We start from the raw sequence: 21,505 nt of genomic DNA on the forward strand, positions 1-21,505 counted from the left end.
GATGCGGGCCCTTCTAAGCTGAGGGAATGAACACTCTCCACCCGACGGCCATCATCAGCGGCGAGGTCACGATGGGGGACGGCAACGTCATCGGCCCGTTCGTCGTGATCACCGGTCCGGTCTCCATCGGCGACGCCAACTGGATCGGAGCGGGCGCGGTGATCGGGGCCGTCCCCGAGGTCAGATCCTTCCCGCACCTGCCGACGGACGGTCCGGACGGTCATGAGGAGCCGCGCGGCGTCCGGATCGGTGACCACACGGTGATCCGCGAGTACAGCCAGGTCCATCAGGGATGGCAGGCGGCCACGGTCATCGGCGATCGCGCCTTCATCATGAACCAGTCCTACATCGCGCACGACTGTCAGATCGGTGCCGACGTGACCATCGCCGGGGGAGCGCGTCTCGCCGGACACGTCCGCGTGGGCGACGGCGCCAACATCGGTCTCGGCGCCCTCGTCCATCAGCGTCGGGAGATCGGTCGGGGTGCCATGGTCGGCATGGGGTCGGTCGTCACGCGGGACGTCCCGGATTTCGCGAAGGCGTACGGCAACCCCCTCCGCGTGCACGGTCTCAATCTGCGCGGCGCGCAGGCTGCCGGCTATCAGGGCGAGGACCTCGCTCTGCTGGCCGCAACGTTCGACCCGTCGGGCAAGGGGTCACGCTAGTATCAGCCATCGGACTATTCGGGGGGACGACCATGTCGATGGGGAATTCGCGCAGAACGCTGCTGCGCAGGAAGCACCGGTACGGAGTCATCGTGCTCGTCCTCGCGGGGGCCAGTGTGCTCGCACCGGCCGGTCTCTCACCGGTGTCCGCGACGGCTCGATCCGCCGTCGACGTGCCGCCGGTGACACCGGAGGAGGTGGCCCCGGCCGCAGTACTGCCGCCGCCCGTGTTCACCTCTCCTGACGACGGCGAACGCATACCCGGCGTTCTGTACGGCATTCTCGGCACCGGTGTTCCGGGAGCGACGATCGCGCTCGACGGCGGAGGCACGAGGACGGCCGTCGTCCAGTCCGACGGAACCTGGTCGGTCCCGTTCATCCCGCCCCTGTTCCCGTCGAACGAGTACGACTTCAGCGCCACGCAGACCGTCGGCACCGAGACGTCCGAACCCGCGTTCCTGTCGTTCTCGCTGTACTTCCCGCCTCGGATCCTCTCACCCGTCGACGAGTACGTCTTCCCCTTGAGCGAAGCCCCCGTCGAGGTTGCCGGGTTCGCGGCCCAGGGGTCGATCATCCGTGCGGTCCTGGACGGCGTCCCACAGACCGCCGAGGCGACACCGGATGCCGAGGGGGTCTTCCGATTGCGGTTCGACACCGCGGTCGGTCCTGGAGATCACGAGGTCAGCGTGACGGAGGAGCAGGAGGGCGGCATCTCGAGCCCGGTCGCGCACACGTTCACGGTCGAGGCCGGTCCGGCGTCGGCGGCGTTGCCGGATGCCGGGTCGGACGGCGGTGTACCCCGCCTTCCCGACACCGGTGTCGAGGCATCACCCCTCGGACTCCTCCTGGTGGGCCTCGGGGGAGTCGTCATGGCCGCCGCAGAGTGGTCGCGACGCGCTCGCAACCGTCAGCGCACGCACGCGATCTGACCGCGGTCGTTCCGAAGGTTTCAGACCGTCGGGAGACGCCAGCTCACGCCTCGAGACGGGGGCGGCTGTCCTGCTCGTCAGCGTGCGATGGCTCCACGACCGGAGCCGCGCGGAACACCCGCCGCGCGAGCAGCACCCACACGATCATGACGAGCGTGAAGAGCACGACGAGGCTGTTCCAGCCGAACGGCGGTTCCCAGCCGTCGTCGAAGAGCATGGCCGAGAGGCTCCCGTTCGCTCCGACGATGTAGCGGCGCAGCACCATGAAGAACGCCAGGAGCTGTCCTGCCGCCAGGAGCACGTAGCCGCCCGTCACGAATCGGGACAGCGTCGCGTCAGCGCCGATCCCGGCGTCGTCGAGGGCGAGCCCGGCGACGATCAGCAAGCAGACCAGGATCGCGAGCATGTACCGGCCCTGCCAGATGAAGCCGTACTGCGTGTACACACCGATCTGTGTGATCGCGGGCACTAGGACGGTGACGGCGAGCAGGACCCAGACGGCCCAGCGGGTGCCCTTGCGTCCCCACAGGACCGAGGTCGAGAGCAGGAGCAGGATCGCGCCGATCCACGCGGCGATGGTCAGCGACGGCGCACCCGTGTCGACCCACCCGAAGAAGCCGATCATGCCGAACACGAAGTCGACGGTCTGCAGGAGGGTGAAGACGAAGACGAAGGCCAGGCCCACGATGCTCGGCTTCCCGGGTTCGGTCTCGGCACCGTACACCGGCGGGAAGACATACCAGAGCACGGTCAGGAGCCCGACGACGGCCAGCCCGCCGATGAGCGCCCACGCAGCAGGCTTCCGGAGCAGCTCGAGCGTCCGCTCCCTGCTCCCGAGCAACATCGCGACGATGGCGATCACGAGCACCCACAGGAGCGAGATGCTGCGACCGGTCAGGAGGAATGATGCCGTGAGGAGGGCGAGACCAGCCTGCTCCCAGAGCCGTCGGCCGAGTTGCCTGCCGCGGAACGTGGCGAGCAGGGTCGCGAAGAGACCGCCTGCCGCTGCGGCTTCGAGTCCGTTCGGGTTGATGGAGCCGCCCAGGTACAGCACCATCGGGGTGATGGCGACGATCCCGCCGACGACCGCCCAACGGAACCGCGCGAGCAGGGTGAGCTGCATCACCATGATCGCCAACGCGAGCGAGCAGAGGGCTGCACCCGCGAGACGCATGCCGTAGAACGCCGCGTCACCCTCGAGGAAGAGGGACGGCCAGCCCACCAGGGCGTAGAACACGGGCGAGTTGAGGCCGGCCGAGCTCCCGGTGGCGACCAGGTCCTGATCGCGATCCCGGACGGCCTCCTGGCAGTCCGCGGTCTTCTCGGCGTCGAAAGCGAAGCACACGAGGTCGTGCGCGTTGGCGATGTTCTCCGGGACCGTCGCCTCGGCCAGCGTCGGGTTCTTGTCCCAGGGCTCCGAGACCAATTGGCCGCGTGCGACTGCGGCGGCCCGGATCGCATGCGACGGCTCGTCCGGGATCGAACCGATCGGCGAGGCGAGTGCCCAGAGGGCCATGGGCGCGAGGATCGCGACGAACGCCACGAGGAAGGTGAGCCACCGCCGTCGCTCCCATCGCGTCGGACGGTCTGTGGGAGCGAGAGCTGCCATGCGCGAAGTGGTCCAATCAGAATGCGGGGCGTCACCGCCGTTCGTTCGCCGGTCAGTCTACTGGCGCGTGCACGGAACGCCGGGTAACCCGACAGGAGCGCGGTATTCTTGGGCGACCCTCCCGCACGACCGATCGGACCGCATGACGTCGACGACGAACGTACCGTTCGATCAGCCGGCCCAGGCTCGCGGACGACGCGGCCCGCGGGTCTCGTTGAGCGACGGACTCGCCGGCCACCGCAACTCGCTCGGCATCATCCGCCTGGTGCTCGCATCCGCCGTCATCTTCTCCCACGCCTTCCCGACCGGGGGCTGGGGTGAGGACCCGTTGCTGCACCTCAGCCGAGGTCAGGACACCATCGGCGGCATCGCGGTCGCGGGGTTCTTCGCGGTCAGTGGCTACCTGATCGCCAAGAGCGGCGCGTCCGCCGACATCGTGCAGTTCCTGTGGCGTCGTGCGCTGCGGATCTTCCCCGCGTTCTGGACGGTCCTGATCGTCGGCGCCGTCGTCATCGGACCCGTCGTCTGGGTGCTGAGCGGCAACACGCTGCAGTCCTACGTCGGCGGGCAACCGATCAGCTACATCGTCCTCAACGCCGATCTGGTCATGCGTCAGTACGGGATCTACGACATCTTCGCGCAGACGACACCGTACGGGCAGTCGCTGGGCGGTCAGAGCGTGTTCAACGGTTCCCTGTGGACGCTCGTCTACGAGTGGTCCTGCTATCTGCTCATCGCGATCCTGCTCGTCACCGGTGCACTCCGTCGGGCGAAGTGGGTCGTACCCGCGCTCGCAGGCGTCTTCTACCTGCTCTTGATCGCCCACACGCTGTTCCCGCTCGGCGTTCAGGTGTACCTGCCCTACTTCTCCGATCGGTTCAAGGTCACCCTGACCCTCGTCTTCCTCATCGGGTCGACGCTGGCCATGTACTCGCGGAGGATTCCGCTGAACGACTGGATCGGTGCGGCGTGCGGCGTCGTGATGGTCGTCACCCTGTTCACCGGCGGATGGTTCTTCCTGGGGTATCCGGCCTACGCGTACTTCGTCCTCTGGCTCGCGGCCCGGCTGCCCAAGCGTGTCCAGTGGATCGGCGCGAAGAACGACTACTCCTACGGCATGTACGTCTACGGCTTCCTCGTGCAGCAGTTCACCGCGTTCCTCGGCTGGCACCTGCTCGGCTACTGGGCGTGGGTCGCGCTCACGATCGTCGTCACCGCAGGGTGCGCCTGGTTGAGCTGGCACCTCGTGGAGAAGCGGGCGATGGCGTTGAAGGACCGCGGGCCGGGACGAGGCATCGCCTTCCTCTCGCCGCGGGCTCGTCCAGTACCATCGAATGTCGACTCGCCTACAGCTAAGGACACCGCTTCGTGACTGCATCAACCCTCGGGACCGTTCTCGTGACGGGAGGCGCCGGCTTCATCGGCTGCGCGCTCTCGCACAAGCTGGCTGCGGCCGCGGAGCGGTGGGTCGTCATCGACAAGCTGCACCCGCAGGTGCACCCGAGCGCCGAGCGCCCGGCAGACCTCCACGAGGCGGCTGAACTCGTCGTCGGCGACGTCACGGACGCCGCGGCGTGGGACGCGCTCCTCGCCGACGTCCGGCCCGACGTCATCGTGCACCTTGCCGCTGAGACCGGGACGGCGCAGTCGCTCCACGCGGCGACGAGTCACGCCGAGGCGAACGTGGTCGGCACGACGGAGATGCTGGACGCCCTGGGGCGCGCCGGGCAGGTCCCCGGGCACTTCGTCCTGTCGTCGAGTCGCGCGGTCTACGGCGAGGGGCAGTGGCAGCGGGAGGACGGCACCGTCTTCGAGCCAGGACAGCGTTCGCACGCCCAGTTCGAGCGGGGCGAGTGGGACTTCCCGGCGGCGAAGCCGTTGCCGAGCCGTGCCGCGGTGACGATGCCGGCGCCCACGAGCGTCTACGGAGCGACCAAGCTCGCCCAGGAGCACATCCTGTCGGCATGGACGGCCGCCCACGACGCGAAGCTGACCGTCCTGCGACTGCAGAACGTCTACGGTCCCGGCCAGTCGCTCATCAACTCCTACACGGGCATCGTGTCCCTCTTCTCCCAGCTCGCCATGGACGGCGGCACCATCCAGGTCTACGAGGACGGTCGGATCGTTCGCGATTTCGTGTTCATCGACGACATCGCCGAGTCGTTCCGAGCCGTCATCACGACGGGGCCCTCGGCAGACGTGTCGCGGTTCGACATCGGGTCCGGTGTCGGCACCACGATCCTCGAGCTCGCCCAGGCGATCGCCGCCTACCACGATGCTCCGGCTCCGGTGGTCAACGGCATGTACCGCGACGGCGACGTCCGGCACGCCGAGTGCAGCATCGAGGACTCGCTCGCCGGTCTCGACTGGGCCCCCGCCTGGGACGTCACGCGAGGCGTCGCCGCACTGCAGGAGTGGATCGCCGCCCAGCGTGGTGCCGACGTCCAGGAATAGGGACGTGCCTCCCGAGGTCGCGCGCCGCGGGCCGAACGGCGCCGTCCTGATCCTGCTGGCCACCGCCGTTGGTGGGGGAGCGGGGTACCTGCTGCAGATCGTCACCGGGGTCGCGCTCGGGACCGCCGCCTACGCCTCGTTCGCGGTCTTCTGGTCAGCGCTCTATTTGCTCGTCAGCGCGTTGTCAGGCGCTCAGCAGGAGATCGCCCGCGCGACGCACCCGGTCGACCGATCCGGGGCCGTGCCCGGCGAGACCCGACGAGCCCCGGTGGTGCGGAACTTCACCCTCGTGGCGGTGGTCGCGGTGGCGGCGATCCTCGCCGGTTCGGCCTGGATGTGGGTCGGCGCGGTGTTCCCGGACGAGGGTTGGGCGCTCGTGCCACCGCTCATCCTCGGCGTCTCCGCCTACCTGGTGGTGGCTGCCGTCTCCGGTGTGCTGTATGGGCTGTCGTTCTGGGCCGCGGCGGCCGCGATGACCGTCATCGACGGCGTCCTCCGGTTCGCCCTCGTCGGCGGCCTGCTCCTGGTCACCACCGACACCGCCGTCCTCGCCTGGGGCGTCGCCCTGCCGTTCGCCGTCACCCCGGTCGTCCTCTGGCTGTTCATCCACCGCGGGGTCGTGGGTCGGTTCGCCGTCGACGTCGGTCCGAGGGAACTCAGCTGGAACGTGCTGCGCACCGTCGTCGCGGCCGCGGCGACCGGCGTCATGGTCAGCGGTCTCCCGCTGATGATCCAGGCCACGGGCGACACCGTGTCGCCGGACGCGTTCGGATCGCTGACGTACGCGATCACCCTCACTCGCGCACCGATCGTCATCGTCGTCCTCGCGTTGCAGAGCTATCTCGTGGTGGTGTTTCGATCCCATGCCGACGCGGTCCTCGGCTGGGTCGCCAGACTCTCCGCGCTGGTCCTCGTCGGTGCAGGACTGCTCGCGCTCCTCGCCTGGTGGCTCGGCCCATGGGCGCTCTCGGTCCTCTTCGGACGCTCCGACGTTCTGGCGGGCGGCACGATCGGCCTGCTCGTCGCGACCGCCGGCCTCGTCGGCGTGCTCTGCGTGACCGGTGCCGCAACCCTGTCCCGCGCGCAGCACGGAGCGTTCGCCGGCGGCTGGATCCTCGCCGCCGTCGTGACGGTGGGGATGCTACTCCTTCCCCTCGGCCTGCACGAGCGGACGATCCTGGCGCTGACCGTCGGCCCGGTCGCGGGACTCCTGCTGCAGGGCGCGGCTCTGTTCCGCCAGCCGAGAGCGGACGTCGCCGGAGCGGACGCCCCGCCGGTACCGCCGACGGCCTGAGCGGTCGGCCGCACGACGAGGATCGGTGCCGGCCCGGCCTCAGGAGGAGCGGTCGCCTCGATGCGTGTCGGCCAGCCGCTGCTCCAGTGCGCGGATGCGCAGGTCCTGCAGCGCGACCTCTTCGGCGAGGGTGCGGCTGCGGTTCTCGAGTGTCGTGAGCTCCGAGCTGTGCTGGATGCTCACGAGGAAGAGGATGAGGATGCTGACGAAGAAGACCAGGTTCGTCGGGATCTCGACGCCGATCACGCCGGCGGCCCAGACGAGGACCTGCGGGAAGACGCCGATGACGAGTGCCAGCAGGCCGGCGATCAGCCACCAGATCGCGTGGCGCTCGCGGAGCTGGCGCCGGCGGAGCATCTCGACGACGAGGCCGAGCGTGAACAGGGCCGCGACGATGCCGAGGATGTAGGTGCCGATGGGGATCACGCCGTCACCACCCCTTCGTGGAGCGCGACGGGTGGTCGGATCAGCGCGAAGACGAGCGCGAGGCCGGCCCGGGCGAGGTAGCGGGCAGCCTTGAACGGATTGTGCGAAGGAGTACCGCCGGCTCGTGGACGCATCGCGACGGGCACCTGCCGGATGACGCAGCCGGCGCGCGCGGCGATGACGAGCGACTCGATGGTGTCACCGAGGTACTCGGCCGGGTAGTGCTCGGCGAAGAGGCGCACCGCGCGAGGACCCGTGGCACGGAATCCGCTGGTCGTGTCGGTGAGCTTCGTCCTCGCAACGCCGCTCAGGACGCCGGACAGCACGACCATCGCCCACCTCCGGGGACCCCGGACCTCGTAATCGCCCTCGCCCGCGAAGCGTGCGCCGAGCACGAGGTCGGCGGACTGCAGCTCTTCGACGAGCCGGACGACACCGGCGGGGTCGTGCTGACCGTCCGAGTCGACTTGCACGACGTTGCGGTAGCCGTGGGCGAGCGCGTACTTGAACCCTGCACGCATCGCGCCGCCGACCCCGAGGTTGAACGGCAGCTCGGCGACGATCGCTCCGGCTGCACGCGCCTCGGTGGTGGTCGCATCGGTTGAGCCGTCGTTGACGACGAGCACCGCCACACCGGGCAGCTTCTCCTGGACCTCGCGGACGACCGCAGCCACGGAGGCTTCTTCGTTGAGTGCTGGCATGACGATGAGGGTGCCGGCGAGGGAGGTCGTCATGTGCGGAATCCTAGCAATCGGAGGGCGGAGCGCTCGGGAGGTGGGGCGGTCAGACCCTGGCGAACACGTGCTCGAGCAGGGCACGACGCCCTGCGGCGTTGCGGGACCGCAACGCTGCAGGCAGCTCGCTGAGCGCGTTGGCACGCGACGTCCAGTGGTTCGCGGCGGCTCGCGCCGCGCGATTCCACCCCATCGCCGTGAGATCGCGTCGCGCCTCGGCGAACAGCGTCCGCTCCTGCCGGAACTTCGATCCGTCCGGCCCGGTGACCGCGGACACGCTCTGGGAGTGCCTGCGGTAGGCGAAGCAGATCTCGTCGTCGAGGACGAGGCTCCCGCCGTCCTTCGTGATCTCGAGGAGCATCGCGAGATCCTGCACGACGTCGAGGTCGAGCCGGAACTGGTGCTTGCGGAGCGCCTCGACCCGCCAGACGAGCGACGGGAAGTAGGTCCAGTTGCCGCGGAGCAGGCTCGTGGCGAGCTGCTCGCCCCGGTACTCGCGGGCTCCCGTGCCGGAGAACCGGTACATCGCCTTGATCCGATCGGCGAGTGGACTGGACGGGGTGCCGTGTTCGTCGATGACGGACACGCCGGGCTGGATGATCGAGGCGTCGGGGTGCTCGGCGATGAGCTCGCGCACGCGACGAACGTAGTTCGGCAGCATCACGTCGTCACAGCCCATGATGACGGAGAACTCGCCCGTCATGAGGCTCACGCACTTGCGGTAGTTCTTCGAGGGACGCAGGTTCACCTCGTTCCGGAGGTAGGTGATGCGCGGGTCGCCGAGGGCGACGGCCCATTCGCCGGGAGCGAGGTCCGGATAGACGTCGTCGACGATCGTCAGCGTCCAGTCGGGGTCGGACTGGGCGAGCACGCTCTCCACCGCCGCCTGGAAGTGGTCGAAGCGGCCGTAGAAGGGCATCATGATGTCGAGCGTCACCCGGCTACGCTAGCAAGCTTCCTCCGGCTGCCGAGATCGCCGGGCCGCGTGAGCCCGATCGCGGTTCAGCGGGGTCGCGACGCCGTCGGGTCGAGCGCGGCACGGAACACGTCGAGCGTGCGCTCGGCGGTCGACGCCCAGCTGAAGGCGGCGGCTCTCGCCCGCCCGCGCTCGGTGAGGCGCGTCACCTCGGCGGTGTCGGTCGCCAGGGTGCGGAGACCGGCCGCGATCGAGGCGAGGTCATGGGGGTCGACGAACAACGCCGCATCGCCGCAGACCTCCCGATGGACGTCGATGTCGCTCACGAGCACCGGAACGCCGCTGAGCATGGCCTCGAGTGGCGGCAGGCTGAAGCCTTCAGCGAACGAGGGCACGGCCAGGGCGGTCGTCGTGCGGTAGAGCTCACCCAGCTCCTCCGGGGACAACCAGGACCGAAGCTCCACGAACCGCTCCAGGCCGAGTTCGGCCACGACGGCGCGCAGCGGATCGTCGAGCCCGTGGCTGCCGGTCACGACGAGTCGGGGGCGGACGCGTTCCTCGACGAGGGCGAGCGCTCGGATGAGGCCGTCGTAGTTCTTGTGCGGGCGGCGGTTGCCCGTGGCGAGGATGAAGGGGTCGTCGCGATCCGGCTCTCGGGTTGCCGTCCACGGGGCTGACGCGGCCAGGGGGATGACGTCGACCGCCTCGGGCGACGTCCCGAGGTACTTGACGATCTCCGCCTTCGAGACCTCGCTGATGGTGATGATGCGGGAGGCCGCCCGAGCGACCTGACGCTCCATCCACTTCACCGGTGCCGTGTAGAACGGTGTCGACATGAGCTCCGGGTGGCTCCAGTACAGGAGGTCGTGCATGGTGACCACGAGCGGGAGCGTGGTGCGTGCCGGTCCGAGCGTCGCGGGTGCGTGGATGATGTCCGCACGGTTCCGCTTCGCGATCCCGGCGATCCGCCAGAGTTCGCCGACAGCCCAGGCGAAGCGGTTCTCGCCACTGATCCCGGTGGACACGATCTCGCCCGGGAACCAGGAGAGATCACCCTGAACCGCTTCCGTGCTGGCCAAGCCGATGAGGTCGAACTCCGCCGCCTGCACACCGACCGCGCGGTAGAGCTCGCGGGTGTAGGTCTCCATGCCGCCCTTCGTCCCGGTGAACGACAGGAGATCGACGGCAAGCAGCGGCATGAGGTCTGAGCATAGCGGGGGCCGAGGGTCACTCGGGTAAGCTCGGCCGGGTCGATGTGCCTCAGCAGAGGGACGAACCATTCACCGAGGACCAGCGCGTAGCGGTCCGGAGCGGACCCCATGACGGAGCACCACCCTGTGACCCAGACCCCCACCAAGAAGGCCGTCATCACCGGTATCACCGGTCAGGACGGCAGCTACCTCGCCGAGCTCCTCCTCGCGAAGGGCTACGAGGTGCACGGCTTCATCCGCCGTGCGTCGACCTTCAACACCGGGCGGATCGACCACATCTACGACCCCGAGGCGACCCATGACGGTTCGCCCAGACTCCAGCTGCACTTCGCCGACCTGGCCGACGGCTCGCGCTTGGCGACGCTGCTCGCGGAGATCCAGCCCGACGAGGTCTACAACCTCGCCGCGCAGTCGCACGTGCGGGTCAGCTTCGACGAGCCGGAGTACACGGGCGACACGACCGGCATCGGGACGGTCAGGCTCCTCGAGGCCATCCGCCTGATCGGTCTGCACTGCCGCTTCTACCAGGCCTCGAGCTCCGAGATGTTCGGCGCGACGCCGCCGCCGCAGAACGAGGAGACCCCGTTCTACCCGCGTTCCCCCTACGGCGTCGCGAAGGTCTACTCCTACTGGATCACCCGGAACTACCGCGAGGCCTACGGCATGTTCGCGGTCAACGGCATCCTGTTCAACCACGAGTCGCCGCGACGGGGTGGCACCTTCGTGACCCGCAAGATCACGCGCGCCGCTGCGCGGATCGCCGCCGGTCGGCAGGACTTCCTCTACATGGGCAACCTCGACGCCGTCCGAGACTGGGGCTACGCGCCCGACTACGTCGAGGGCATGTGGCGGATGCTGCAGGCCGACGAGCCGACCGACTTCGTCCTGGCCACCAACACCGCGTACACCGTGAAGGACTTCCTGCAGTTCTCCTTCGAGCGGCTCGACCTCGACTGGGAGCAGTACGTCAAGTTCGATGAGCGCTACCTCCGTCCCACCGAGGTCGACGCGCTGATCGGCGACTACGCGAAGGCCGAGTCGGTCCTCGGCTGGACGCCGAAGGTGCTCCCGCCGCGGCTCGCGCAGATCATGGTCGACTCCGACGTCGCCGAGCTCGAGGCGTCGGGCAAGCCCTACATCGACACCGCGGAGGTCTAGGCGCGGTGCGCGTCCTCCTCACCGGTGGTGCCGGCATGCTCGGTTCGAGCATCGCCGAGGTCTGGCCCACGCTCCGCGCCGCCGACGAACTGATCGTGGCGACGCGCGCGGACGCCGACCTCACCGATCGCGCCGCCGTCGCGGCCCTCATCGGTCGGACGGCGCCGGACGCGATCGTGCACACCGCAGCGAAGGTTGCCGGCATCCAGGCGAAGCTGCAGCGCCCCACCGACTTCCTGCTCGACAACCTCCTGATCGACACCTCGGTCATCCGAGGCGCGATCGACGCCGGTGTCCCCGAGCTGCTCTACGTGTCGAGCGCGGCGATCTACCCCGAGGGGCTCCCACAGCCGATCGGTGAGGGCGCGCTCCTCAGCGGCACGCTGGAGGGCGCGAACGAGGGATATGCACTCGCGAAGATCGCCGGAACGAAGCTCTGCGAGTACGCCAGTCGTCAGTATGGCTTGGCCTATCGCGCAGCAGTGCCGTCGAACCTCTACGGCCCGGGCGACGACTACACCCACGGTCAGGCGCACCTCATCGCCGCGGCGCTCGGCAAGGTCCATGCCGCAGTGACCGGCGGCTCCGACGAGGTCGAGGTCTGGGGCGACGGCACCGCCCGACGGGAGTTCACCTACACGCCCGACCTCGCGGCGTGGCTCGTCACGCAGCTCGGCTCGCTCGACGCATGGCCCGTCACGCTCAACCTCGGGCCGGGTGTCGACCACAGCATCACCGAGTACTACGAAGCAGCCGGTCGCGCCGCCGGCTTCACCGGTCGTTTCCGGTACGACGCCACCAAGCCCTCCGGCGTGCACCAGCGCCTGCTCGATTCGGCCGCCGCCCGCGCGCTCGGCTGGAACCCCACCACCCCGCTCGCGGCCGGCGTCGCCGCGAGCTACCACGCCTACCTCGCAGCTCAGGAGCCACAGACAGCATGACCGACGACACCTTCGACTCCGGTTTCCCCCTCGCCACGTCCTCCTGGGATGCCGCGGAATACGCCGCCATCCAGCGCGTCGTCGACAGCGGCCGCTTCACCATGGGGCCGCTCGTCGCGCAGTTCGAGCGCGACTTCGCCAGCGCGTTCGGCGCCGGTTTCGGCGTCATGGTCAACTCGGGGTCCAGCGCGAACCTGCTGGCGATCGCGGCGGCCGTCCTCGACGACCGGGTCGACCTGCAGGCCGGTGACGAGGTCCTGGTGCCCGCCGTCTCCTGGGCCACCACCTACTATCCGCTCCAGCAGTACGGCCTCATCCCGAGCTTCGTCGACATCGACGTCGACACGCTCAACCTGGACCTCTCGCTCGCCGAGGCCGCGATCACCCCGCGCACCAAGGCGATCATCGCGGTCAACCTCCTCGGCAACCCGAACGACTTCGCGGCGCTCACGGCGCTCGCCGAACGTCACGGTCTCCTCCTGTTGGAGGACAACTGCGAGTCGCTCGGCGCGAAGGACGACGGCCGGTTCGCCGGAACGGTCGGAGCGATGGGCACGTTCAGCGCCTTCTTCTCCCACCACATCTCGACGATGGAGGGCGGGATGATCCTGACGGACGACGAGGCCACGGCGCAGATGCTCATCTCGCTGCGGGCCCACGGCTGGACCCGTGGGCTCCCCGAGAAGAACGCCGTCCACGACAAGTCGGGCGACGAGTGGGACGACCTCTTCCGCTTCGTCCTTCCCGGTTACAACGTCCGTCCGCTCGAGATGTCCGGCGCGATCGGCATCGAGCAGATCCAGAAGGTCCCGTCGCTCATCGCGGGTCGTCGGGAGAACGCCGTGTACTGGACGGAACGCTTCGCCGACCTCGACTCCGTGCGCATCCAGCGCGAGCAGGGCGAGAGCAGCTGGTTCGGCTTCTCCCTCGTGCTCGAGGGCGCGCTCGCCGGCCGACGCAAGGAGGTCGTGCGGGCGTTCGCTGCCGAGGGGATCGAGTCACGGCCCATCGTGGCGGGCAACTTCACGAAGAACCCGGTCATGAAGTACCTCGACGCGAAGGTCCCGGCTGAACTCCCCGCCGCCGACAAGATCCACGAGGACGGGCTCTTCGTGGGCAACCACCACTTCCCGGTCCACGCCGGTATCGACCGCGTGTACGACGTGGTGGCCAAACTCTCCTAGGCTGGGTCTGCGCGGTCGCCCCACCGGTCCGCAGCAGCTTCCGCCCCACTGTCCACCTCTTCCCCCGACCGACGAGGACCGTGCACCGTGAACCAGCCGATCAACGCGCCATCGAACGACGTCCTGAGCCTCCCCGAGGCGGCCTCGCGCCTCCTCGGATGCAAGGCGGTGCTGTTCGACCTCGACGGCGTCATCACCCCGACCGCAGAGATCCACATGCATGCCTGGGCGAAGCTCTTCACCGACGAGCTCGTCGCCCGCGGGATCACTGAGCCGTACACCGACGCCGACTACTTCCAGTACATCGACGGCAAGCCGCGGTACGACGGGGTGCGCGCGATGCTCGCGTCGCGTGGCATCACGCTTCCCGAGGGCTCGCCGTCCGACGCCCCCGAGCTCGAGACCGTGTGTGGCCTCGGCAACCGGAAGAACTCGGTCTTCTCGGCCGTCCTGGAAGCCGACGGCATCGCAGCGTACCCGGGATCGTTGACCTTCCTCGACACCGTCGAGCAGGCAGGCCTCCAGGTCGCCGTGGTGTCCAGTTCCAAGAACGCAGAGGTCGTCCTCCGAGCGGCAGGACTCCGTGAGCGGTTCCCGGTCGTGATGGACGGCGTCGTCGCCGCGCGCGAGGGGATCGCCGGCAAGCCCGCTCCGGACACCTACGTCGAGGCCGGTCGTCTGCTCGGTTACGCGCCGTCTGAATGCGTCGTCGTCGAGGACGCGCACTCCGGGGTCGAGGCCGGTCGACGTGGCGACTTCGGTCTCGTACTCGGCGTCGACCGCGGCATCGGGCACCAGGCGCTCATCGATGCGGGTGCCGACATCGTGGTCGACGACCTCGCCGACCTCGTCGAACCGCTGCGGTCGACCTCGCGAACAGCCGGGCCGGACGATCCGGCCGACTCCCACACCCCCACGGCACCCCACGACTCCTCCGAGGACCAGGCATGAACCACATCACCAGCGACCCGCTTGACCGTCACCGGTTCCCGCTCGACGACTGGGCGCTCGTCGAGACCCACGTCGACGCGGACGACGAGGGCACGACCGAGACCCTGTTCGCGCTCGGCAACGGCTACCTCGGGTTCCGCGGCAATGTCGAGGAGGGCCGCGACGGCCACGTCCACGGCACGTTCATCAACGGGTTCCACGAGACCTGGCCGATCCGTCACGCCGAGGAGGCGTTCGGCTTCGCCCGCGTCGGTCAGACGATCGTCAACGCGCCCGACACGAAGGTCGTCCGCCTCTACGTCGACGACGAGCCGTTGATCCTCAACGACGCCGACCTCCTGAGCTTCGAGCGTCGCCTCGACTTCAAAACCGGTGTCCTCAGCCGTGAACTCGAATGGCGGACGCCCTCGGGCAAGCGGGTCCACATCCGCTCTCGTCGCATGGTGTCCTTCACCGACCGCCATCTCGCGGTCCTCGACTACGAGGTCACGTTGCTCGATGCGGACGCGTCGCTCGTGCTCTCCAGTCAGATCATCAACCGGCAGGACCGTCAGGACGACTACCTCACGAACGCACCCGAGCCGGGGATGGGCGACCCGCGCAAGGCGGAGTCCCTCACCGAGCGGGTGCTGCAGCCGCGGTTCAAGCTCATCGACGGTCCGCGCGCCATGCTCGGCTACCAGACGACGAACTCCGGGATGACGATCGTGGCCGGCGCCGACCACACGATCGAGACCGAGAACGAGTACGAGGTCTCGACGCACATCGAGGCCGACCTCGCGAAGCACGTGTACACGATCCGCGGCCGCGCGGGCGTGCCCACGAAGCTCACCAAGATCATCAGCTACCACACCTCCAACGCCGTCCCTCCGAAAGAACTCGCCGACCGTTGTGCCCGCACGCTCGACCGTTCCGCGGAGAACGGCATCGAATCGGCGATCCGCAACCAGGAGCTGTGGCTGGAGGACTTCTGGGCGCGCTCCGACGTCGAGGTCCACGGACAGCCGGCAATCCAGCAGGCGACGCGCTGGAACCTCTTCCAGCTGGCGCAGGCGTCCGCACGCACGGACGGTGGCGGTGTCGCAGCGAAGGGCGTGTCCGGCTCCGGGTACGGCGGCCACTACTTCTGGGACACCGAGGTCTACGTCCTCCCGTTCCTCAGCTACACGGCACCGCTCGTTGCGCGGAACGCCCTCCGGTTCCGTCAGAACATGCTCGACGCCGCCCGCTCCCGCGCGACCGAGCTCAACCAGCACGGCGCCCTGTTCCCGTGGCGCACGATCAACGGGCTCGAGTCGTCCGCGTACTACGCGGCCGGCACGGCGCAGTACCACATCGACGCCGACATCTCCTATGCGCTGCGGCAGTACGTCGCGGCGACGGGGGATGAGGACTTCCTCGCCCGCGGAGCCGTCGACATCTTCGTCGAGACGGCGCGCATGTGGGCCGACCTGGGCTTCTGGCGCGCGAACGGCAAGGACTCGTTCCACATCTACGGGGTCACGGGGCCCGACGAGTACACGACCGTGGTGAACGACAACCTCTACACGAACGTCATGGCGCGGTCGAACCTGCTGTCGGCCGTCGAGGCCGTGGAGCGCCTCCGGGAGGACGATCCGGCCTCCTTCGAACGCCTGGTCACGCGGCTGTCGCTCGACGACGCCGAGATCCGTGAGTGGCAGCGCGCCGCCGAGCACATGCACATCCCCTTCGACAAGCGGCTCGGCATCCACCCGCAGGACGCCCAGTTCCTCGAGAAGGAGCTGTGGGACCTCGACCACACCCCTCCCGAGCACCTCCCGCTGCTCCTGCACTTCCACCCGCTCGTCATCTACCGGTTCCAGGTGCTCAAGCAGGCGGACGTCGTGCTGGCGCTGCTCCTGCAGGGCGACCACTTCACCGACGAGGAGAAGCTCGCCGACTTCGACTACTACGACCCGCTGACGACGGGCGACTCGACCCTGTCTGCGGTCGTACAGTCGATCATCGCCGCCGAGGTCGGGTACCAGCGGCTCGCGCTCAAGTACTTCTGGTCGGCGCTGTTCGTCGACCTCGCGAACCTGCACCGCAACACCCCGGACGGTGTGCACGTCGCCTCCACCGGTGGGGTGTGGAGCGCGCTCGTGCTCGGCTTCGCCGGGATGCGCGACCACGGCGGCGTGATCTCCTTTTCGCCGCGACTGCCGGTCGACTGGCAGGGCATCACCTTCCGGCTCACCGTCAAGGGCACGCGGGTGCGCATCTCCGTCCGGCGCACCGAGATGCGGTTCACCGTCGAGGAGGGCGATTCCGCCTCGTTCGTCGTCGGCGGCGGCAACGTCCTCGTCGAAGCCGGCACGACGGTCACCGTTCCGCTCGACAACCAGGGTCCGCACCTCGTCGGCGAGCCGAGCGCGAGCGACATCGAGGGCAGCCGCCGTGCCGACGGCTCGCTCATCACCGTGTCGATGCCGACCATCGCGCTCGGGCCGGCAGACACCGAGTCGATCCCGATCATCCAGCCCCAGTCGGAGTAGGCGACTCCCGTCGTCCACTGACCCGCTCGACCGACCGTCGAGTGGGTCAGTCGACGACGGTCGGCTCCGGGCTCGGTTCCTGGCCGCTGGGACCGGGGACGGCGCCGCGCTAGACGGTCAGTGCCCGCCGGAACGTCTCGAGCGTCTGGGTCGCCGTGCGCTCCCAGGAGAACCGCTCCGCCTGCTCGAGACCGGCCGCGGCGAGTCGTCGCATCTCATCGGGCCGGGTCACGGCGGTGCGCATGACCGACGCGATGCTGTCGAGCGACCTGGGGTCCAGGTAGAGGGCCGCGTCTCCGCAGACCTCGTGGTAGACGGGGATGTCGCTCATCATGACGGGGAGGCCGACCATCATGGATTCGAGCGCCGGGAGGCTGAAGCCGTCGACGAAGGACGGCATCGCCATGATCGTCGCCCGGCGGTAGAGCTCTCCGAGCTCCTCGCTCGTGAGCCAGCCCTTCAGCTCGACCCAGTCCTGCATGCCGGTCTCCTCGACGACCGCCTGCAGGGGATCCTCTCCGTGGCTGCCGGTGATCACGAGCCGCGGGCGTTCGTGCTCGGCCAGCAACGGCAGCGCTCGGATGAGGCTGGCCCAGTTCTTGTGCGGGCGGCGGTTCCCGGTCGCGAGCACGAACGGGCGCTCCTGATCCGGTTCGCGGTCGCCGTCGATCGTCGGCATGGTGCCGGCCAGCGGCACGAGGTCGATCCGCGCCCGCGGGACATGCAGATACTTCTCGATCTCGGCACGTGAGACCTCGCTGATGGTGAGGACCCTGGTGGCGTTCCTGGAGGTGAGGCGCTCCATGAGCTTCACGGGAGCGGTGTACAGCGGCGTCGTCATGAGCTCCGGATTGCTCCAGTACAGCATGTCGTGCATGGTGACGACCGACGGCATCGACGAGCGCGCCGGCCCGAGCGTGGCGGGGGAGTGGATCAGATCCGCTCCGTGTCGCTTCGCCTGGCGGGCCACCTGGAACAGCTCGCCGTAGGCCCAGATGAACCGGTTCTCGCCGCTGATCCCGGTGTCCACCATCTCACCGGGGAACCAGGAGCGGTCGAGCCGGTATCCCTCTCGGCTGGCGAGTCCGACGAACTCGAACTCGCTGCCCTGGCGGCCGATCTCCCGATAGAGCTCGCGGGCGTAGGTCTCCATGCCGCCCTTCGTCCCGGTGTAGGAGAGGAGGTCGACGGCTACGCGGGGCATAAGGCCCGAGGATACCAGCGGGACGGTGGGGATAGGCTGGTGGGCGGTCCGGCGAGCGGTGAGGAGCGGGTCAATGCCAGCAGCACCAGTCGATGCACGGGTCTCCGTCGCCCTCTGCACCTACAACGGTGAGGCGTTCCTCGGCGAGCAGCTGGCGAGCATCGCCCGACAGACCGTGCTGCCCGGCGAGATCGTGATCAGCGACGACGGGTCGACCGACGGGACGTCGGCCATCGTCGAGCGCTTCGCCGAGGCGTCGCCGATCCCGGTCCGCTTCCTGCGGAACACGACCGCGCTCGGCGTGACGCGCAACTTTGAGAGCGCCATCCGTGCGACCGTCGGGGAACTGGTCGTCCTGTCCGATCAGGACGACGTATGGCGGCTCGAACGCGTCGAGCGTGCCCTTGCCGCCTTCGACGCGCGTGCGGAGCTCCAACTGGTGTGCTCGGACGCGAGGCTCGTCGGAGCCGACGGTACCCCGCTCGGCACCACCCTGTTCGCCTCGCTGTCGATCGGGCCGTCCGAGCGCGACCGTATCCGCGCGGGCGACGCATTCGGCGTGCTCTTGCGACGCAACCTCGTCACTGGCGCGACCGCGATGTTCCGGCGCGAGGTCTTCGACGCGGCCGCGCCGTTCCCGTCGCCATGGGTCCACGATGAGTGGTTGGCGATCGTGGCCGCATCGCGCGGCCCGATCGAGCTGCTGGACGAACCACTCGTCGACTACCGGCAGCACGGTGCGAACCAGATCGGGATCGTCGAGCCGACGCTGGCGTACAAGGTCTCGAGGCTGATGGAGCCGGGGCGCCAGCGGAACCGCGACATCGCCGATCGCGTCGCAGGGCTCGCCACCTGGCTGGACCAGCCTGGTGCCCAGGCGCCGCTCGCCGATCCCTCGGCTGTCGTCGCCAAAGCGGCCTTCGAGCGGTTCCGGGCCGATCTCCCTCCGGCCCGGTGGCGGCGGATCCTCGCCGTCTTGCTCCGTGCCCGACGCGGCGAGTACCAGCGGCATGCGAGCCAGGGGGCTCTCGACATCGTGCGGGATCTGCTGCAGCCGGCCTAGCCTCGGGTCACCTGCCATACGGCCGCGCCGACCATGACGATGCCGAGCGCGAGGAGGCCGCCCCGCCAGGGCGCCCGATGGCGCGCGGCGAGGAGGAGCAGCGCCATCACGACGAGTTCCCGCGCGTTCACGAGCCAGGCCGCGAGCTGCAGGTCGTGGAGGGCGACGATGCCGACCGGGAGGGACAGCAGCACGCCGACCGCTTTGATCGGACTCGCCCAACGCATCCGGCTCTCGGCCTGGAGGACCGCCGTGACCGACCAGGCGACGACCGAGGGAGCGACCGACAGGGCGAGGACAGGGACGAGTGCGAGGGCGGGGTCCCAGTCGTCTGCGAGGACGGGGTCCACGACCAGCTCAGCCCCGATGCTCGTCGCCACGGCGGCCACGACCGCCAGGACCAGCGATCGTCGGAGCGAAGCCTCCGTGACCGCGACGATCTCGGACCCACGGCCGTCGCGTGCCGCTTCGGCGAGGACCGGCCGGAGGACGTTGATCGTGGCCAGGGCCACCGCGTCGCCGATGCTCCGCGACAGCGACATGGCGAACGCGTACTGGCCGAGGCGTGCCCCGCCGGCGAGAGCCCCGATCGAGAGGCGGTCGGTCTGCCCCTGTCCCCAACCGAGGAGCGAGAACAGCGCCGTGTGCAGGTAGTCGCCGAGAACGTTCACGGTCGGTTCGCGGGAACGCGTTTTAGCGACTGACGTGCGGGGGAGTCGCGCTGCACGTCGCCGGTTGAGCAGGGCGAACCCCGCCTCCGCGAGCATCGCCTGCAGGGCGCTGGCGAGCAGTGATCCCGTCGCCAGGAGGGTCGGCAGGCTGCAGAGCAGGGAGGCTGCCGACGACCACGCCTGATGCGATGCGATCTCCTTCCATCTCCCGGCTCGCTGCAGGCGGACCAGGGCGTCGATTCCTACGGCCGAAGCCGCCGGGACGAGGACGAACGGCGCGAGGGCGATCGCCTGCCATCGGTCCTCCGCGTGATGGGTCAGGAGCAGGGCTCCGACGGTCACGGCGAGCGCGGCGCCTCCGATCAGCGCGGACCAGACCCGGAACCGGAGGACGAACCGGTCCCCGGCCTCGGTACCTCCGTGGACGACGGCGGTCTGCCGGGCGGCCGTGTCGCCGACGGTCTGGACGAGCGTGAGGGCGAGGGCCATCCAGGCGTACATACCGACGAGGGACGGTGTGAGCCGGGCGGCCAGGATGAGCATGACGAGAGCCGACGCCACCCGGGGAAGGATCCGCTCGACGATCGCCCAAGCGAGGTGGATCATCGTCCGCTCACCCGCACGGTGGTCGATCCGCGTCTCGGTCGGTGAGCGTTGTCGTGGCGTCGGCGGGACCCTCGTCGCCGTCGGATGCCACGATCGTCGTGATCACAGGTACCACGTCCTCGATTGCAGGCTCTCGAATGCGCGCCCTGCCCTCGACGAGAGCCGCTCGACACCACGTCGACGGCGCGTGCCGTCGCGGCTCGGGCTGATGACCTGGAGCGCTCCGACGACGAGGACGATGGGGAGCTCCCAGCCGAAGGACCTCGGCATGCCCAGCCCGCGGTGTCGTCGGAACAACCGCACCGTTCCCCGGCCGTAGCCGAAGAACTGCCGAGCCACGGCTCGAAGGTCACCGCGAAGGCGGTACTCGACCACGGCCTCAGGGACCGCGGTGGTCGGGTGACCAGCCGCCGCCGCCCGCCAGAAGAAGTCCGTCTCGTCGCCGCCGCCGAGCAGGGTCTCGTCGAATCCACCGAGCCGGTCGAACACCCGTCGTTGAAACCCACAGTTCGCTCCCGGCGGCCATGGATGGAAGCCGTGCACGGTGCTGACGGCCTCCTGTCTTCCCGCAGGTGTGCCGTCCGGGAGGGTCCGCTCGAGCGCGCCGCCGACGCAATCCGCACCGGCTTCGAGCGCGCGCCGGTGAGCTTCGATCCAGCCGGCCCGGACGACGTCGTCGGCATCGCAGAGGAGCACCGCTGAACCCCGTGATGCCCGGATGCCGGTGTTGCGAGCGTGGTTGATACCCGGCCTGCCGCTCGCGTCGACGAGGCGAACGCGCCCGTCCCTCTCACTGAACCGGCGGACGAGTGCTGCGGTGCCGTCGACAGAGCCGTTGTCGGCGACGATGATCTCGATGTCGACGGACGAGCCTTGGGCGAGCAGGGCTTCGAGTTGCGTGGCGAGGGTCTTCGAGCCGTTTCGGCAGGGAATGACGATCGAGTACACGGGCCTCCGGATCTGTCATGGGCGA

At 69.1% G+C, this 21,505-nt stretch carries 19 protein-coding genes; 11 read left to right on the forward strand and 8 right to left on the reverse strand.

Features of this window, described 5'->3' with window-relative positions; genetic code table 11:
• Window positions 1–26 precede the first annotated feature (26 nt).
• Window positions 27–665, forward strand: coding sequence for an acyl-ACP--UDP-N- acetylglucosamine O-acyltransferase (locus tag ACQG07_RS15675; RefSeq protein ID WP_426738759.1), 639 nt, complete (start codon window positions 27–29; stop codon window positions 663–665).
• Between the two features lie 92 nt (window positions 666–757).
• On the forward strand, window positions 758–1,594 hold the full coding sequence (locus ACQG07_RS15680; RefSeq protein WP_426738760.1) for a hypothetical protein: 837 nt from the start codon (window positions 758–760) through the stop codon (window positions 1,592–1,594).
• A 43-nt stretch (window positions 1,595–1,637) separates the two neighbouring features.
• On the opposite strand, the gene ACQG07_RS15685 is transcribed toward ACQG07_RS15680, so the two are convergent.
• Window positions 1,638–3,203, reverse strand: coding sequence for a DUF2142 domain-containing protein (locus ACQG07_RS15685; protein ID WP_426738761.1), 1,566 nt, complete (start codon window positions 3,201–3,203; stop codon window positions 1,638–1,640).
• Window positions 3,204–3,345: 142 nt separating this feature from the next.
• Here ACQG07_RS15685 and ACQG07_RS15690 point away from each other — a divergent pair, with 142 nt between their 5' ends.
• The 3 genes from ACQG07_RS15690 to ACQG07_RS15700 are packed head-to-tail and all read left to right on the forward strand — an operon-like array spanning window position 3,346 to window position 6,951.
• Window positions 3,346–4,575 carry an acyltransferase family protein gene (locus ACQG07_RS15690; RefSeq protein WP_426738762.1) on the forward strand — a complete coding sequence of 410 codons (1,230 nt, stop codon included), beginning with the start codon at window positions 3,346–3,348 and terminating at the stop codon, window positions 4,573–4,575.
• Window positions 4,572–5,657 carry an NAD-dependent epimerase/dehydratase family protein gene (locus tag ACQG07_RS15695; RefSeq protein WP_426738763.1) on the forward strand — a complete coding sequence of 362 codons (1,086 nt, stop codon included), beginning with the start codon at window positions 4,572–4,574 and terminating at the stop codon, window positions 5,655–5,657. Before ACQG07_RS15690 ends, ACQG07_RS15695 begins: the two co-directional genes overlap by 4 nt.
• A 4-nt stretch (window positions 5,658–5,661) precedes the next feature.
• Complete coding sequence (locus tag ACQG07_RS15700) at window positions 5,662–6,951, forward strand: hypothetical protein (protein WP_426738764.1); 1,290 nt, start codon at window positions 5,662–5,664, stop codon at window positions 6,949–6,951.
• Window positions 6,952–6,990: 39 nt separating this feature from the next.
• Here ACQG07_RS15700 and ACQG07_RS15705 read toward each other — a convergent pair whose 3' ends face one another.
• The 4 genes from ACQG07_RS15705 to ACQG07_RS15720 all read right to left on the reverse strand — a co-directional run bounded on the left by ACQG07_RS15705 (window position 6,991) and on the right by ACQG07_RS15720 (window position 10,226).
• Entirely contained in the window at window positions 6,991–7,377 is a 387-nt protein-coding gene (locus ACQG07_RS15705) for a DUF2304 domain-containing protein (RefSeq protein WP_342450899.1), read from the reverse strand.
• Window positions 7,374–8,111, reverse strand: coding sequence for a glycosyltransferase family 2 protein (locus tag ACQG07_RS15710; RefSeq protein WP_426738765.1), 738 nt, complete (start codon window positions 8,109–8,111; stop codon window positions 7,374–7,376). Before ACQG07_RS15710 ends, ACQG07_RS15705 begins: the two co-directional genes overlap by 4 nt.
• Before the next feature lie 49 nt (window positions 8,112–8,160).
• On the reverse strand, window positions 8,161–9,048 hold the full coding sequence (locus tag ACQG07_RS15715) for a glycosyltransferase family 2 protein (RefSeq protein WP_426738766.1): 888 nt from the start codon (window positions 9,046–9,048) through the stop codon (window positions 8,161–8,163).
• A gap of 65 nt (window positions 9,049–9,113) precedes the next feature.
• A complete protein-coding gene (locus ACQG07_RS15720; RefSeq protein ID WP_426738767.1) occupies window positions 9,114–10,226 on the reverse strand; it encodes a glycosyltransferase family 4 protein in 1,113 nt (370 codons plus the stop codon).
• Window positions 10,227–10,364: 138 nt separating this feature from the next.
• On the opposite strand from ACQG07_RS15720, the gene gmd reads away from it, so the two are divergent.
• From gmd to ACQG07_RS15745, 5 genes are all read left to right on the forward strand, one after another.
• On the forward strand, window positions 10,365–11,396 hold the full coding sequence (gmd, locus tag ACQG07_RS15725; RefSeq protein ID WP_426738768.1) for a GDP-mannose 4,6-dehydratase: 1,032 nt from the start codon (window positions 10,365–10,367) through the stop codon (window positions 11,394–11,396).
• 5 nt (window positions 11,397–11,401) lie between these two features.
• Window positions 11,402–12,337, forward strand: coding sequence for an NAD-dependent epimerase/dehydratase family protein (locus ACQG07_RS15730; RefSeq protein ID WP_426738769.1), 936 nt, complete (start codon window positions 11,402–11,404; stop codon window positions 12,335–12,337).
• Window positions 12,334–13,521 carry a DegT/DnrJ/EryC1/StrS family aminotransferase gene (locus ACQG07_RS15735; protein WP_426738770.1) on the forward strand — a complete coding sequence of 396 codons (1,188 nt, stop codon included), beginning with the start codon at window positions 12,334–12,336 and terminating at the stop codon, window positions 13,519–13,521. The genes ACQG07_RS15730 and ACQG07_RS15735 overlap by 4 nt, the downstream gene beginning before the upstream one ends.
• Window positions 13,522–13,644: 123 nt before the next feature.
• Window positions 13,645–14,472 (forward strand): HAD family hydrolase, encoded by an 828-nt coding sequence (locus ACQG07_RS15740; protein WP_426738785.1) that lies wholly within the window; start codon window positions 13,645–13,647, stop codon window positions 14,470–14,472.
• Complete coding sequence (locus ACQG07_RS15745) at window positions 14,469–16,988, forward strand: glycoside hydrolase family 65 protein (protein ID WP_274500729.1); 2,520 nt, start codon at window positions 14,469–14,471, stop codon at window positions 16,986–16,988. The genes ACQG07_RS15740 and ACQG07_RS15745 overlap by 4 nt, the downstream gene beginning before the upstream one ends.
• 109 nt (window positions 16,989–17,097) lie before the next feature.
• Here the strand turns inward: ACQG07_RS15745 and ACQG07_RS15750 are convergent, their stop codons facing one another.
• Window positions 17,098–18,192, reverse strand: a complete 1,095-nt coding sequence (locus ACQG07_RS15750; protein WP_426738771.1) for a glycosyltransferase family 4 protein — start codon at window positions 18,190–18,192, stop codon at window positions 17,098–17,100.
• Between the two features lie 73 nt (window positions 18,193–18,265).
• On the opposite strand from ACQG07_RS15750, the gene ACQG07_RS15755 reads away from it, so the two are divergent.
• Window positions 18,266–19,255, forward strand: coding sequence for a glycosyltransferase family 2 protein (locus tag ACQG07_RS15755; protein ID WP_426738772.1), 990 nt, complete (start codon window positions 18,266–18,268; stop codon window positions 19,253–19,255).
• On the opposite strand, the gene ACQG07_RS15760 is transcribed toward ACQG07_RS15755, so the two are convergent.
• The gene (locus ACQG07_RS15760; RefSeq protein ID WP_426738773.1) at window positions 19,252–20,532 is read right to left on the reverse strand and encodes a lipopolysaccharide biosynthesis protein; all 1,281 of its coding nucleotides are present in this window, start codon (window positions 20,530–20,532) and stop codon (window positions 19,252–19,254) included. The two genes, ACQG07_RS15755 and ACQG07_RS15760, sit on opposite strands and share 4 nt — an antisense overlap.
• Before the next feature lie 102 nt (window positions 20,533–20,634).
• Window positions 20,635–21,480, reverse strand: coding sequence for a glycosyltransferase (locus tag ACQG07_RS15765; RefSeq protein ID WP_274500735.1), 846 nt, complete (start codon window positions 21,478–21,480; stop codon window positions 20,635–20,637).
• Window positions 21,481–21,505 lie beyond the last annotated feature (25 nt).

It is taken from the genome of Plantibacter sp. 2H11-2, from assembly GCF_050031945.1.
In the GTDB taxonomy this organism is placed as follows: domain Bacteria; phylum Actinomycetota; class Actinomycetes; order Actinomycetales; family Microbacteriaceae; genus Plantibacter; species Plantibacter auratus.

What these genes read in the sequence shown, in the direction of transcription:
- ACQG07_RS15720 (WP_426738767.1), bottom strand. Translation starts at nt 10,226, where the DNA reads ATGCCGCTGCTTGCCGTCGATCTCCTGTCGTTCACCGGGACGAAGGGC.
- ACQG07_RS15685 (WP_426738761.1), bottom strand. Translation starts at nt 3,203, where the DNA reads ATGGCAGCTCTCGCTCCCACAGACCGTCCGACGCGATGGGAGCGACGG.
- ACQG07_RS15755 (WP_426738772.1), top strand. Translation starts at nt 18,266, where the DNA reads ATGCCAGCAGCACCAGTCGATGCACGGGTCTCCGTCGCCCTCTGCACC.
- ACQG07_RS15750 (WP_426738771.1), bottom strand. Translation starts at nt 18,192, where the DNA reads ATGCCCCGCGTAGCCGTCGACCTCCTCTCCTACACCGGGACGAAGGGC.
- ACQG07_RS15675 (WP_426738759.1), top strand. Translation starts at nt 27, where the DNA reads ATGAACACTCTCCACCCGACGGCCATCATCAGCGGCGAGGTCACGATG.
- ACQG07_RS15710 (WP_426738765.1), bottom strand. Translation starts at nt 8,111, where the DNA reads ATGACGACCTCCCTCGCCGGCACCCTCATCGTCATGCCAGCACTCAAC.
- ACQG07_RS15760 (WP_426738773.1), bottom strand. Translation starts at nt 20,532, where the DNA reads ATGATCCACCTCGCTTGGGCGATCGTCGAGCGGATCCTTCCCCGGGTG.
- ACQG07_RS15735 (WP_426738770.1), top strand. Translation starts at nt 12,334, where the DNA reads ATGACCGACGACACCTTCGACTCCGGTTTCCCCCTCGCCACGTCCTCC.
- ACQG07_RS15690 (WP_426738762.1), top strand. Translation starts at nt 3,346, where the DNA reads ATGACGTCGACGACGAACGTACCGTTCGATCAGCCGGCCCAGGCTCGC.
- ACQG07_RS15745 (WP_274500729.1), top strand. Translation starts at nt 14,469, where the DNA reads ATGAACCACATCACCAGCGACCCGCTTGACCGTCACCGGTTCCCGCTC.